This window comes from Paenibacillus sp. FSL L8-0663 (genome assembly GCF_038008125.1).
GTDB classification, from domain to species: Bacteria; Bacillota; Bacilli; order Paenibacillales; family Paenibacillaceae; genus Paenibacillus; species Paenibacillus polymyxa_D.
The window spans coordinates 2,125,971-2,139,946 of record NZ_JBBOYM010000001.1 but is presented as its reverse complement, the minus strand read 5'-3'; the positions used below and the strand labels follow the sequence as shown (position 1 = coordinate 2,139,946).

The following is a 13,976-nucleotide window of genomic DNA, read 5'->3' as shown; positions in this document are numbered from 1 at the left end:
AAACGCATGTCAAAATAACCTGCCGCACATCAAGCAACGTTTTTCCTGCAAAATATATGAGGGAAAACGTCTTTATTTCATGTTTGTAAATTGAAGCTCCAATGGCAAATCAGCTTTACGTAGCAATTGAATGATCGCCTGTAAATCATCCCTGTTTTTCCCGGTCACCCGGATTTGATCACCTTGAATCTGACTTTTAACTTTTAGCTTGGAGTCCCGAATAAGAATGTTAATTTTCTTGGCATTATCCTGATCAATTCCCTGCTTCAGCGAAAGACGCTGACGCACTGAACCTAGAGAAGCGGGTTCCAATTTGCCATACTCCACATTTTTGAGGGACAGACCTCGTTTAGCCATTTTAGACTGCAAAATATCAATCACCGCATTCAGCTTGTATTCGTCTTCCGATGCAATCGTAAGAGCTTCTTTCTCAAGCTTGAGGCTACTTTTGCTATCCTTGAAATCAAATCGTGTTTCAATTTCACGCTCCGTCTGATGAACCGCATTTGTTAACTCCTGCATATCCATTTTGGAGACGATATCAAATGAATTTTCTGAAGCCATCGTTTCACTTTCCTTTCCACAACAAAGTTCAATATCTAATTATAGGCTAGTCATTTACAAAAATCCAATAATCGGTTGACTAAAAAGGCGTTCTTGCCAGTTTTCCTGACAAAAACGCCTTTATTTCATTTACGGTCAAAATATCTAATTATGGCTTCGTGTTGGAGTTCGGAACATATCCAAAAGTCCAAGCACAATGTGAGCAAGACCAAAGCCCAGTATGCCATAGCCCCATGCATTCGGTGTCAGATAATAGCCCAGTAAACTGACAATTATACCGAGCCCAGTCACAATCCAGCTGACGGTCATAACGTATACACCTCACTTTGCGGAAAATGAAATGACTGCCTTTCCAGGAATTACAGTCATTAGTATTTCCTCGCACCAAGGCGTTTATTCACCATTAGTAGTTGTAGAATCTGTACCACTTTGTGCTGAATCCGTACTGCTACCTGTCGTAGAATCTGCAGGTAAACCCGTCACCCCTGCACTCGTTCCGGTCGAAGAGGCTTCTCCTTGCTGTATCAGTACACGAGTAGTCGATTTATTATCTGTTATCGGTTGACCTGCTACGGAAATATCTGTGGCAGAAGACCGCCCTGATTTGATATATAAACCTTCTGGACCAATATCGAAAGACATGGCATCTCCACTTTTAGTCATACCATAACTCAGCTTTTCTCCACGGGAATTTTCTCCCTTGTATACTTCAAGCCAGCTTTCACCCGTAGCTTTAATATCAACCTTGGCTGTGGCTCCCGTTGCACTGGAAACTTTAAAAATCGTCGTCTTGCCTTGCTTGCCGTCCTGTGCCACAGTTACACCTTGTTGTGGAGTAGTCGTATCCGGCTGTTGTCCAGTATTTGGAGTAGTAGCATCCGTATTCCCCGTACCATTTGGCTGAGTTTGCCCGGTTTGCCCCGCACCAGGAGTCTGCCCACCAGCACCATTTGGAGCCGTCGTTTGACCATTGTTCGGCTGTGTCGTAGTGGTATCAGGAGTAGACGTGTTTGGTGTTGTACTCGGTGTTGTACTTGGTGTTGTACTTGGTGTAGTAATCGGTGTTGTGTTTTCTGCTGTTTTTGGAGTTGAATGGTTGTTGCTCACCCAATAAGCATAAATAACCCCAACAATGAGAACTAGAAAAAGCCACATTAACGCTGTAGGCAACCATTTAAGATTACCAATCGTGGCGGGACGGCTGGAGCGTTTCTGTGTAACAGGCTCCATGACTGCTTCCGGTTCAGGTTCAGGCACATTGCTTTGATGCCCTTCCAGAATCTCATCAGGATTCAACCCGACCGTTTCAGCGTATGTTTTAATAAAAGCTCTGACATAAAAGCTTCCCGGCAGCACTTTGTAATCGCCCGTCTCAATGGCTTCCAGATAACGTTTGCGTATCTTCGTCATTTCCTGAACATCGTCAAGGCTCAATCCTTTTTGCAGCCGGGCCTCCTTTAATTGCTGACCCAGTTCTGACATGTCATCATCTCCTTGTGTAATTACGCTTATTTAAAGATCTTCTGTATAACTGGCTGTAAAGGTATCATAAATAATTTCCTCAGCCGGATTATTGCGAAGTTCAATAATGATATTGAAATCGTCAAAGCTGTATCCCGACTCACGTACAAATACATCAGGATGCTCAATCACTTTAGTACTTGGCATGCTCATAATTTCCTGAAGCAGGTGATAATGTCTTTCATTTGACCGAATTGTACTCACAATACCATCAATAATAAACACATTGTTTGGGTTCATTTCTTCTTCAGAGAGCTGACTGCGTACCGTCTGTCGTAGTAGCGTCGAAGATACAAAAGTCCAACGCTTCATTGCGCATACACTACTGGCAATAATGGATTCCGTTTTGCCCACACGTGGCATCCCGCGAAGACCGATTACCTGATTGCCGTCCCTCTTTAATACTTCACCCAAAAAATCGACCAGCAACCCAAGCTCATCGCGTGTAAAGCGAAATGTTTTACGATCATCCGAATCCCGATCGATGTAACGGCCATGTCTTACTGCCAATATATCAACCAGTCTCGGAGCACGTAAGGCCGTGACTGTAATGTTGCTCGCTTTTTTTAACGTGTCTCCGAGAATACGTATCTTCTCATCATCGTCTGTTTCAAGCAACATTCCCCGTCTTTCACCTTCAACACCGTTGATCGTCAGTATATTAACCCCCAGAATACCAAGCATGGAAGCAATGTCTCCCAGCAGTCCGGGTCGATTTTTATGTATCTTGTACTCCATGTACCACTGTTTCGTTTCTTCCGTCACGTTAGCACCTCATTCACATTCAAACCGTCAACAACTCCAAATCAAAGCATTATTGTATCATAAAATAACATCTTTCGACAAAACCAATTATTGAAATTTGATAGGCTGCATTGTGTTGTAAGCCTCAATCACGTTTATGATATATAAATTACAATGGAATTACAAGAACAGCTCTGTAACCATTACAGAAAAGCCCCCAAAAGGGAGCTTTTCATGTTGGTTCTTACTTATGCGTTGCTCTTGGCCAATTTAACCATTAGCCGGGCGATGGTGTGACGCTCGTCCTCATCGGCAACTCCCCACAGTTCTTTCAATGCGCGGTTGGAGTGGTTGGCTGGATCGACCTTCTCATCCAGAAAATCACCGATTTCATAAGCAAGCTCTGAAATGGTATCTTGGCTGATTCCCAGCTTCTCCGCTTGCTCTACACGCTGACCGAGGAACTTTTTCCAAACATCAAAATTCTGAACAACTGTTGACATACTTAAATCCTCCTTAGATGATTCAGATTTAAAATCAACAGTTGTAATATGCTCTTCTCAGACGCTTACTATACTGGTGGATTCCTCCAAGCGCTATTTCCCTTAAGTCACCCATCCTCCGTTAGGACTTATGACCTGGCCATTAATATAACCTGACTCAGGAAGCGCAAGAAAATAAACCAGGGATGATATCTCATCAGGTCGAGCCAATCGTCCGGCAGGAATTTCTTCTTCCAAACTGGTAATTTCGCCTTCATCTAAATGATCCAGCATCGACGTATTCACTGCACCTGGAGCTACTGCATTCACTGTCACCCCGGAAGGTGCTACTTCTTGAGCCAGCGCTTTAGTGAAAGCGTTAATGCCTCCCTTCGTGGTGGAATACAACACCTCGCACGAAGCGCCACATATCCCCCACACGGAGGAAACATTCACAATGCGGCCATAGCGTTGGGAAATCATATGTGGCATAAAAACCTGCGTACACAGAAAGGTTCCCTTAACATTGACTGCCATCACTTCGTCCCATTCCTCTTCCGAAACATCTGTCAACAGCCCATAATGAGATAATCCGGCGTTGTTCACAAGAATATCCGGCTTCATCCCGTGATTATCCAGCTTTTCCCGCATGCGTTCGATCTGCTCCTTGCTCCGCAGATCCGCTGACACGGTCATTACCTTGCCTGAATAAACCATGCAACGACGGGCAACTTCATTTGCTTTTTCATGGGACTTCATGTAGTGAATGACCACATTCATCCCTACAGCTGCAAAACGCTCAGCAATAGCCGCACCAATTCCGCCACTCGCTCCTGTAATCAGCACAGTTGTATCGCCAATCGCTTTTAATTCTCCGCCCCCAGTGGTCATCGTTTCCCTCTCCCTGGACATTACGGACTCACCACTAGTGATATTGCGAGTTGATCCCACTGGATATGATCTTTCAGACGGCGATTTACATCCTCAAGCGTAATACTTTCATAAATCGGAAGCAGTTGAAAAAAATCACTGCCCCGGAAGCGATGTCTTGTAAATTCATGCGCAATATTTTCTGGTGAATTGAGTGTACGCAGATAACCACCGATTTTCTTTTTGCGTGCCCGTTCGAAATGTTCTGCTGCGAAGCCCTGCTTCTGGATGGACTCCACCTCTTCACGTATTCTCGCCAACAGCCGATCCGGGTCTTTGGTATCTCCACCGATTGCGGAAAATGCATATTGCTGCGTACTATTGTACTCATGGCCAAAACTGTCCGAAATCAGATCCTCATCGTAGAGCTTTTGATATAGTTGTGTACTGGAACCAAATAGGAGATCAAGCATCAGCTTGGTTTCCAGATCATGACGAAGCAATTCTTCACCCGTTAAGCCTACTTCAGCCTCCTTGAATCCAAACAGTAGCTTTGGCAGAGAAACGGCCAGCTTCACCTCACGACGTGGTTCTGCAACTGTAGTGGGTTCATCGTCGAAAATCCGCTCAATCTCTCCCTGTGGCTTATAGTCCTTTTTGGCCTGATTGTTACGTACCAGCTCTATTACTTCAGCTGGATCCACTCCTCCCACTACAAAAAGAATCATATTGCTTGGGTGGTAGAAAGCTTCATAGCAACTGTACAGTGTTTCCTTAGTAATCGTACTGATGGATTGAATCGTACCTGCGATATCAATATGCACCGGATGGACCTTGTACAACGCCTCGATCAGACCAAAGTAACTCCGCCAATCGGGGTTATCTTCATACATATTGATTTCCTGGCCAATAATGCCTTTTTCCTTCTCTACATTTTCATCTGTAAAGTAAGGATGTTGAACAAAATTGACCAGCGTGGTCAAATTTTCTTGAATACGCTCAGTTGCCGAAAACAGATATACGGTTTGATCAAAGCTCGTAAATGCGTTCGCCGATGCACCATTAGAGGAAAAGGTAGCAAAAATATCTCCTTCAGGCTCTTCAAACATTTTATGCTCCAAAAAATGGGCTATGCCATCCGGCACCTTTACGGGCTGTTGACCTTCTACGCCGAAATGATTATCAACCGAGCCGTATTTAGTCGCAAATGTGGCGTACGTCTTCTGAAAACCCGGTTTGGGCAACACATAAACGTGTAAGCCGTTATCCATTACTTCATAGTACAGCGTTTCCTGCAAATGCTCATAAGGTATATGCTCCACCGTTATTCCCCCTTCTGGTCTCTCAAGAAATAAATAGTGTCCAGTCGGAATGTCCGGGCGGCATCCTGAACATCCTGCACCTTGACTGCCTCCACCTGACTCAGCAGCTCATCTACCGTCCGCTCTTTACCGGAAAGCTGTCTGTTAAAATCATAGGCGATCATCTCAAAAGCGGAATCCTGCATCTCCTTCAGCAAGTTGCGAATCATCGCCTGCGTTTGGGTCATTTCCAGCTCAGTAATCGCTCCGTTTTGCGTATCTTCCAGTTGCTTGCGGATAATAGTAACCGCTTTTTCATAATTAGGAATTTCAATACCAGATTGAATCGTACCAATCCCTTTATGCCCGTCATACCGCGATGAAGCGTAATACGCCAAACTTTCCTTTTCCCTTACATTAACGAACAGCTTTGAATGCGGATACCCGCCCAGAATGCCATTGTACATCAGAGCGGATGCATAGCGATCGTCACCATACGTAATAGGGGTCCGCAATCCCATGTTGAGCTTGCCCTGGTTCACATCAAGACGCTCTACAACAGTTTGAACATCACGCTCTACCGACTTGGGCTGTTCCGGAACATACCCTGCTTCCGCTGAACGGTTCAATTGAAAATAGCGATCAACAAACTTCTCAACTTCTTCTAGCGTCGTATCTCCCACAACGTATAAATCCATGCTGGCATGATTCAGCCATTCTCCATAAGCCTCATACAAGCTCTGTGCATCTATACTGTCCAGATCAGATCGTTGACCAAGAGGGTGCAGACGATAAGGCTCATCTTTGCACATTTCCTCCATGCAGCGCTCACCAGCATAACGTATTTTATCGTTAACTATAGATTCCAGCTTCTTGCGCACATTTTCTCGTTCCTGCTGGACGTATCCAGTTTGAAATGCATCATTTTCCAATGCAGGCTTCGTCAGCACTTCTCCAAGGAAAGCAAACGAACGATCCAGCAAACTATCCGGACTGTTTACAAAGCTGTCATTAATCGTATCCATGCGAAATTGCACGATCTGATAATCTCCACGTTTATACACATCGAATCCGAAACCTGCGCCATACAGTTGCTCTAACTGTTCTCTGAATTGTGTAGTCTGCGGATACGATTCTGTACCCCGGCGCAGAACGAAAGGTACCAGCCCCACTCGAGTTACGGTTTCCTCCCGTAGCGGAGTGCCTACATACAATGATATAGCAAACGTCTTAAAGCGCTTGGTTGGCAGTACATGAATCCTCAGTTGTCTGCGTGTGCCACGCTCGAAACCTGTTTTGTTCAAGTCCAAAACTCCTTTGTGACGTCAATTGGCGTCTAGCCTTTGATTAGCATTAGCTGCTGTAAATCGTCCCCCTGTAAAGAGGTAAAGTGTACCAATCTTTATTCTAACCATGCAAAAGCCAAGAAGCAACCGGAGACAAGCTCCCGGCTGCTTCGGCGTTTTACATGCAAAAAATATGTTCCCCGATGGTTTTCACCTGCGGACGGGTCCAAATCCATTTGGAGGTGGCTGTTTTTGGGTTAAAATAATAGAGACATCCTCCGCTTGGGTCCCAGCCGTTCAGCGCCTGTCGTACTGCCTTCTGTGCAGTTTCATTCGGCGTAAGCCAGATTTGTCCGTCTGCTACAGCTGTAAAGGCCCCCGGCTGGAAAACCACCCCAGATGGTGTATTTGGAAAACTAGGTGATTTAACCCTGTTCAAAATAACCGCCGCCACGGCAACCTGCCCTTCAAAGGGCTCGCCACGGGATTCACCGTAGACCGCATTAGCCAAAATCTTAAGATCGTTTGCAGATAGTCCCATGGTGTTGGCCGATCCCATTGTTTCATCATTTTGATCCGCTTTATCATTATTGTCCGCTGTGTGTCCCTGAGCGGAACCTTGATTGTTACGATGCATAGGAGTTTCCGTTGGCTTCCAGTTAGGGGTAGCATTCACCAGCTTTAATTTCGTCTTTGCTCCGACCACTCCATCGGGACGGATACCAAATTCCTTTTGAAAACCTTTAACAGCTTTTAGTGTACTGCTGCCAAAATGGCTGTCCACTTTCCCGCCAAAAAAGCCCAGCAACTTCAAACGTGATTGCAACTCATATACATCCTGACCGTAAGATCCAAAATCAACCGCTCCCGAGCTGAATGTCGGCTCGGATGGTTGCGCCGCTTGTACTTTCTGCTGTGTGTTGAGCGACTCTGTTTGCTGCTGTGCAGAGTCATTTTTAAAAAGTCCTGTGTACGTAATAGCCGAGGCTGCGAGGATACCCGTGCAAATCCAGACCATTGTCTTTTTCATATGCTGCGCTCTACCTTTCTTTTGTGGGATTAACAGGATGGCTACGTTTATTATGACAAGCTCCGCTTAAAGCTATTCACCCTTTTAATCTTCTTTCAGCAGGTAGTCGCCACACCTCAAAAAAACATCACAAAAAAACGCTGTTTGTACACTTGGAGTTGTCATTTTAGAACAACTACCTTGCGAACGAACAGCGTTTTAATGTAGTGCTGGGTAGAGATAATGCTTAGGAACTAACTTTATTTTGCTGATATTGCTCCATTGAGATAAGAACCTCACGGGGCTTGCTGCCCTCGTAAGGGCCGATGACTCCGCGAGCTTCCATGGAGTCAATCAGTCGAGCAGCACGTGTATAACCGATCCGCATACGGCGCTGAAGGAGCGAAACGGAAGCTTGTTTAGCCTCTAAAATGATGTTGACAGCCTGATCGTACAGCTCATCCAGCATTTCATCTGCATCAGCCGATACCTCTTCCACCTCCGGCACTAGCGTCTCATCATACTGCGCTTCACCCTGTTCACGTACGTAGTTAACAATATTTTCGACTTCTTGATCGCTCATGAACGCTCCCTGAACGCGGACTGGTTTAGAAGCACCCATTGGCATGAAAAGCATATCACCACGTCCGAGCAGCTTCTCGGCTCCACCCATATCCAATATGGTACGGGAATCTACCTGCGAGGAAACGCCGAAGGCAATACGTGAAGGAATATTAGCTTTAATTACCCCGGTAATTACATCAACCGAAGGTCTTTGCGTTGCAATGATAAGGTGGATGCCTGCTGCGCGCGCCATTTGGGCAAGTCGTGCAATCGCATCCTCCACATCTCCCGCAGCTACCATCATTAAATCTGCCAACTCGTCCACAATAACGACGATGTAAGGCAGAAATGCATCCGGGTTATCTTTCATCAAATTATTGTATCCCTCAATATTACGGGTTCCTGATTTGGAAAATAACTCATACCTTTTTTCCATTTCGACTACAATTTTCTTCAATGCAAGTGAGGCACGCTTTGGATCAGTCACGACCGGAGCCAACAAATGCGGGATTCCGTTGTACACGTTCAACTCCACCATTTTAGGATCGACCATCAAAAATTTGACCTCATCCGGCTTTGCTTTGTACAAAATACTCGTGATGATCCCATTGATACACACTGATTTACCCGAACCTGTTGCCCCAGCTACAAGAAGATGGGGCATCTTGGCCAAATTACCGACAATCGTCTGTCCTGCAATATCACGTCCGAATGCAATAGACAAGCTGGAAGCTGACTCCTGGAAAACGGTTGTCTCCATTACCTCACGCATCGTTACAATGGAAACTTCATTATTCGGAACCTCAATTCCGATAGCAGATTTGCCAGGAATCGGAGCCTCCATACGGATATCTTTGGCAGCAAGTGCAAGCGCAATGTCATCCGTCAGACTCACAATACGGCTGACCTTCACTCCAATGTCCGGCTGAATTTCATAACGTGTTACGGCAGGGCCACGGACAACCTCCAGCACCTTCGCCCGCACACCGAAGCTTTCCAGCGTTGCTTCCAGTTTGCGTGCCGTTTGCATATAATCCTTTTGTCCCATACCTTTGCCTGCATTTTGTGGTTTAGCAAGCAAACGAAACGATGGTAGCTTGTACGGTTTAGGCGGCGGCGGAGCCGGGATAGCTGTATGGGTACCTTCAACCTCTTCGCCTGCCACCCCAGTTGCAATCGTCTGAGCTTGTCCCTGAGCACCTTCTAATGTCCCCTGAATCGTAGTCGAATCATCCATATCCTTATTCGCATTGGCACCCACAAAGTCATCATCCAGGGGTTCGTCAATAATGGAAGTCGTCTGCTCTGCCCCTGTCAGGGACTCTCCAAATTCAGCTTCCGTTCTTCTTTCCTCATGCTTTACTTGTTCGAAGAAATCCCTAATAATCGGCGACCTTTTTACCGGAATTGCAGCTTCCTGCTCAGCGTGTTCGACTACGTCAGACAGCTCTTCACTCTGGTTGCCATTTCTCCACTGGGCCTGCGCGTCCTCAGCTTCATATGGAAAATCATGCTCATCCTCATCGACGGAATGCTCTTCCTTGTCCGCTTTATCTGAATTCTTAAGACCAAACAACTGAAAGAAAATCGGTTGTTTGCGTGCAGGAGGCTGCATTTCGTCAAAGTCATCATCCATGTCTTCCTCATAGGCAGGAATCGGCTCAGACTTGATCTTTCTATTTCCATTACCTTTGCTAGATGCCGAAAGCGGAGTAGCTTTACCAGTCCACTTTTTGCGCACACTTCCCCCAGCTGCTAGCAGCTTGGTCTTTACAATCCGCACCAAATCCACATAGGACAGTTGAGTCATCAGCATGAAACAAATGACGAACATAACAATCATGATCAGTTTAGCTCCCGTGAGACCAAACAGCCACAACAGAACAGTAAGCTGCAACGCGCCTACGTAACCCCCGCTGATATCCTTGTTCAGCATTGAGGAATGGCCCTGCTGATCAGGCGACAGCAACTGCTCGCGCATATCTATATGTATCTGGGTCATCACTCCGCCCGGCTGAAGCGCGTTGATCGGCCCCAAACGCTGCTCCATAGATGAAATAGAACTCATAAGTGTAAAGGCAAATACCAACAGGAGCAAACCCGTTTTACGCGAGTTCCACTGGTTCGGCCACTTGCGGTGAATCATCACCATCAGACCATAATAAATGCCAATCAGAGGGATAACAAAATAGAATTTCCCCAATACGAGCCCAAACATCTTGGATAGCGACCGACCAACTGCCGCTTCACCCGATAACGCAATGACCGCTAATGTAATCAGCACAATGCCGTAAATTTCAAATTTTAGAACTCCGCCAAATGCGGCTTTCTTTTTTCTTTTTCTTCTTCTGGACATACAAGGTCACCCCCCAGAAGAATATTATACCACGTCACCCGGTATCCGCACATATGTTCTTTTTCAGCAGTAAATGACCGATTTCTATACTATTCGACACTTTTTACGACCATTCGATGACTTGACCGGGTCCATAACGCGGATTCAGGTAGGCTTCCAGCGGGCAGTCCAACAACCGTACAATGATCCCCCGACGACTTTCAAGCGGCTGTACCTGCATAAGTAGACCGTCTACTCGAACCTCTGCAAGCTCCTCAGCCTCTTTCCACATCCCTTGCCACACCATTTCCATTGGCATTACAGTATATAATGTCATTGAGATAGCTCCCCGCTATGCTCCCCTGACAGTGTCTCTGTAGGAGTTCCTGTGGCACTGGGAATAAAAGGAGCATACGGAGCCTGCTGTTGGATCCCAGCGTTCCCGTTTTGCTGACGCCGCGTTTCAATAATGGTGTTCAGCTGTTTTAAAGCCTCTCCGATCCCTCCAACCGCGTCCATCAATCCATACTTCACTGCATCGGCTCCCCCAACCGCTGTACCAATATCGCGGTTTAACTCACCGGTTTTAAACATCAATTCCTTAAACTGCTCTTCTGTAATACGAGAATGAGAAACGACAAAGCGTACGACACGTTCCTGCATTTTTTCCATATATTCAAAAGTCTGTGGGACTCCAATGACCAGGCCGCTCATACGAATAGGATGAATGGTCATCGTCGCACTCTCCGCAATGTAGGAATAAGTGGAAGACACAGCAATCGGCACACCGATGCTATGCCCCCCGCCTATCACAATGGTCACCGTTGGTTTACTCATCGATGCGATCATTTCAGCAATAGCCAGTCCTGCCTCTACATCACCACCAACTGTATTCAGCAAAATCATTAATCCTTCGATACGAGGATTTTGTTCTGCCGCTACCAGTTGGGGAATAATGTGCTCATATTTTGTCGTTTTGTTTTGAGGCGGTAAAATGAGATGCCCTTCAATCTGACCGATAATCGTCATGCAAAAAATATTGGACTCGCCTCCAGGCATGGAGGTTTGACCCAGTTGCTGCAAAGCCTCCATAGCAGGTAACGCGGGTCTTTGCCCAATTTCTGGTTGATCTGGCGTTTCCGTTTCCTCGTTGCCAGATGATAGATTGCTGTATTGTTCCATATGGGTGATCTTCCTTTCGCTTTACGCATCTATATGACCCGTAGTCACCCTATAGTATGGGATGTAAATGGAATATTTTATACCTACCCCCATGCTTTTCCTTACCCCGAAAAATCAAAAAAGCCTCTCCTTCCGCGGAAACCGTCCAATATTTCCTGCGGGAAGAGAGGCGACTGTGTGCCTGTGACTTAAGTTTTTAATTCAGGTTTTTGAACAAATTTCAATTGAATCACACTTCCATTATAATTGGCAGGATCATCGGTCTGCGACGAGTTTGCTCATACAAGAAGCGACCCAGTGCATCCTTGACATTTGTCTTGAGGGAAGCCCATTCATTTACATTTTCACTCATGAGCTTATGCAGTGTACTTGAGACAATACGATTCGCTTCATCAAGCAAACCTTCCGATTCACGGACATAAACGAAACCGCGGGAAATGATATCTGGACCCGATTTAATCGTTCCGTCTTGCTTGCTCAGCGTGACAACCACCACCAAAATACCGTCCTGTGACAGCAATTTACGGTCGCGCAATACGATATTTCCTACATCCCCTACGCCTAGTCCATCGATCAGTACGTTACCTGCTGTAACTTTACCAGCTCTGCGTGCTCCGCCATTCTGAATTTCAATGACTTCACCGATATCCGTGATGAAAATATTTTCAGGCTCAATACCTACGCCTTCAGCAAGAAGGGCGTGACGACGTTGCATTCTGAACTCACCATGAATTGGCAAGAAGAACTTTGGTTTCATCAGATTCAGCATCAGCTTAAGTTCTTCCTGGCTTCCGTGTCCAGAAACGTGAATACCTGGATTAGCTGCGCTGTAATATACATTGGCACCCAGACGGAACAGTTCATCAATTGTGCGTCCAACGTATTTTTCATTACCCGGTACCGGAGTAGCTGCAATGATGACTGAATCCCCTGGAAGAATGTCAACCTTTCGATGTGTGGAACGAGCCATTCTTGTCAAAGCGGACATCGGTTCGCCCTGACTGCCTGTGCAGAGAATAACTACACGGTCCGCTGACATTTTGCCAACTTCTTCAGGCTCAATCAGCATTCCATCCGGAATTTCCAAATAGCCCAAGTCCGAAGCAATGCCTACGACATTAACCATGCTTCGACCAATAACTGTTACTTTACGTCCCGTTGCTTCAGCAGCATTAATTACCTGCTGAATACGATGTACGTTAGAAGCAAAAGTGGCTACGACCACACGCTGTCTCGACTTGCGGAAAATGTCTTCCAGCACAATACCAACGCTCTTTTCCGAAGGTGTAAAGCCCGGTTTCTCGGCATTCGTACTGTCTGACAAAAGAGCCAGTACGCCACGTGTGCCAATTTCAGCCATACGCTGCAAATCTGCATATTGTCCGTTCACCGGAGTATGGTCAAATTTGAAGTCACCTGTATGAACAACAGCGCCTTCAGGAGTATCAATACATACACCTACAGAATCCGGAATACTATGGTTGGTTCTGAAGAAGGTTGCTTTTAGTGTGGAACCCAGCTTGATTTCGGAATCAGCATTGATCAAAATACGTTTGGTTTCACCAAGCAGATTCGCTTCCTTCAGCTTGTTTTCCACCAATCCCAGCGTCAATTTGGTACCATATACTGGTACATTCAAATGTTTCAACACGTAAGGCAAACCGCCGATATGGTCCTCGTGACCATGAGTCAGCACAATGCCTCTTACTTTGTCGCGGTTCTCTGTAAGGTAGGAAATATCAGGAATAACGATATCAATGCCCAGCATGTCCTCTTCCGGGAATTTCAGACCGGAATCCACCACGACAATGTCATTGCCGTATTGAACGACATACATATTTTTCCCGATTTCACCGACGCCGCCCAAAGCGAAAATCATCAATTTATCGTTGTTTGTTTTTTTAGACAAATGAATCTAAACCTCCTATGGTAGTTGGACGTCGTACCTTGATTTGTTATTTAATTTTCAAAAAAATACCGCACCCAGTCACTTGACCCCATTATACATGATTAAAATACGAAAAAACAAGTCATCCTGTTCGTTACGCTAGGTTTCCCATTGCCGTCTCAAACCATTAGTATCTGTCATTTTATCTATATGCATGGTTAAAAGCACAG

The 13,976-nt window shown here is 45.7% G+C and carries 13 protein-coding genes; all 13 read right to left on the bottom strand.

From position 1 onward, the window contains the following. Positions 1-72: 72 nt before the first annotated feature. A complete protein-coding gene (locus tag MKY75_RS09840; protein ID WP_013309953.1) occupies positions 73-564 on the bottom strand; it encodes a YajQ family cyclic di-GMP-binding protein in 492 nt (163 codons plus the stop codon). 144 nt (positions 565-708) lie between these two features. Further along, positions 709-873 carry a hypothetical protein gene (locus MKY75_RS09835; protein WP_023988236.1) on the bottom strand — a complete coding sequence of 55 codons (165 nt, stop codon included), beginning with the start codon at positions 871-873 and terminating at the stop codon, positions 709-711. A gap of 84 nt (positions 874-957) precedes the next feature. Continuing rightward, entirely contained in the window at positions 958-2,046 is a 1,089-nt protein-coding gene (locus MKY75_RS09830) for a RodZ domain-containing protein (protein WP_208332484.1), read from the bottom strand. Positions 2,047-2,076: 30 nt separating this feature from the next. After that, the gene (locus MKY75_RS09825; RefSeq protein WP_013370747.1) at positions 2,077-2,850 is read right to left on the bottom strand and encodes a DUF3388 domain-containing protein; all 774 of its coding nucleotides are present in this window, start codon (positions 2,848-2,850) and stop codon (positions 2,077-2,079) included. A 227-nt stretch (positions 2,851-3,077) separates the two neighbouring features. Then, entirely contained in the window at positions 3,078-3,332 is a 255-nt protein-coding gene (locus MKY75_RS09820) for a DUF3243 domain-containing protein (RefSeq protein WP_013309950.1), read from the bottom strand. A 102-nt stretch (positions 3,333-3,434) separates the two neighbouring features. After that, complete coding sequence (gene ymfI, locus MKY75_RS09815) at positions 3,435-4,202, bottom strand: elongation factor P 5-aminopentanone reductase (protein ID WP_340887083.1); 768 nt, start codon at positions 4,200-4,202, stop codon at positions 3,435-3,437. A 20-nt stretch (positions 4,203-4,222) separates the two neighbouring features. Continuing rightward, positions 4,223-5,503, bottom strand: coding sequence for an EF-P 5-aminopentanol modification-associated protein YfmH (gene yfmH, locus MKY75_RS09810; RefSeq protein WP_340885110.1), 1,281 nt, complete (start codon positions 5,501-5,503; stop codon positions 4,223-4,225). Between the two features lie 2 nt (positions 5,504-5,505). Then, complete coding sequence (yfmF, locus tag MKY75_RS09805) at positions 5,506-6,786, bottom strand: EF-P 5-aminopentanol modification-associated protein YfmF (RefSeq protein ID WP_029517037.1); 1,281 nt, start codon at positions 6,784-6,786, stop codon at positions 5,506-5,508. Between the two features lie 160 nt (positions 6,787-6,946). After that, the gene (sleB, locus tag MKY75_RS09800) at positions 6,947-7,798 is read right to left on the bottom strand and encodes a spore cortex-lytic enzyme (RefSeq protein WP_209948046.1); all 852 of its coding nucleotides are present in this window, start codon (positions 7,796-7,798) and stop codon (positions 6,947-6,949) included. 226 nt (positions 7,799-8,024) lie between these two features. After that, entirely contained in the window at positions 8,025-10,697 is a 2,673-nt protein-coding gene (locus MKY75_RS09795; RefSeq protein ID WP_209948044.1) for an FtsK/SpoIIIE family DNA translocase, read from the bottom strand. 103 nt (positions 10,698-10,800) lie between these two features. Further along, a complete protein-coding gene (locus MKY75_RS09790; protein ID WP_023988229.1) occupies positions 10,801-11,013 on the bottom strand; it encodes a YlzJ-like family protein in 213 nt (70 codons plus the stop codon). After that, positions 11,010-11,858 carry a ClpP family protease gene (locus tag MKY75_RS09785; RefSeq protein ID WP_029517034.1) on the bottom strand — a complete coding sequence of 283 codons (849 nt, stop codon included), beginning with the start codon at positions 11,856-11,858 and terminating at the stop codon, positions 11,010-11,012. The genes MKY75_RS09790 and MKY75_RS09785 overlap by 4 nt, the downstream gene beginning before the upstream one ends. A 229-nt stretch (positions 11,859-12,087) precedes the next feature. Then, positions 12,088-13,767 carry a ribonuclease J gene (locus MKY75_RS09780; RefSeq protein WP_013309942.1) on the bottom strand — a complete coding sequence of 560 codons (1,680 nt, stop codon included), beginning with the start codon at positions 13,765-13,767 and terminating at the stop codon, positions 12,088-12,090. Positions 13,768-13,976 lie beyond the last annotated feature (209 nt).

Excerpts from the sequence above, each read along its gene's own strand:
- MKY75_RS09790 (WP_023988229.1), bottom strand. The coding sequence starts at position 11,013 with ATGACATTATATACTGTAATGCCAATGGAAATGGTGTGGCAAGGGATG.
- MKY75_RS09785 (WP_029517034.1), bottom strand. The coding sequence starts at position 11,858 with ATGGAACAATACAGCAATCTATCATCTGGCAACGAGGAAACGGAAACG.
- MKY75_RS09840 (WP_013309953.1), bottom strand. The coding sequence starts at position 564 with ATGGCTTCAGAAAATTCATTTGATATCGTCTCCAAAATGGATATGCAG.
- MKY75_RS09820 (WP_013309950.1), bottom strand. The coding sequence starts at position 3,332 with ATGTCAACAGTTGTTCAGAATTTTGATGTTTGGAAAAAGTTCCTCGGT.
- MKY75_RS09795 (WP_209948044.1), bottom strand. The coding sequence starts at position 10,697 with ATGTCCAGAAGAAGAAAAAGAAAAAAGAAAGCCGCATTTGGCGGAGTT.
- MKY75_RS09830 (WP_208332484.1), bottom strand. The coding sequence starts at position 2,046 with ATGTCAGAACTGGGTCAGCAATTAAAGGAGGCCCGGCTGCAAAAAGGA.
- MKY75_RS09835 (WP_023988236.1), bottom strand. The coding sequence starts at position 873 with ATGACCGTCAGCTGGATTGTGACTGGGCTCGGTATAATTGTCAGTTTA.
- sleB (WP_209948046.1), bottom strand. The coding sequence starts at position 7,798 with ATGAAAAAGACAATGGTCTGGATTTGCACGGGTATCCTCGCAGCCTCG.
- ymfI (WP_340887083.1), bottom strand. The coding sequence starts at position 4,202 with ATGACCACTGGGGGCGGAGAATTAAAAGCGATTGGCGATACAACTGTG.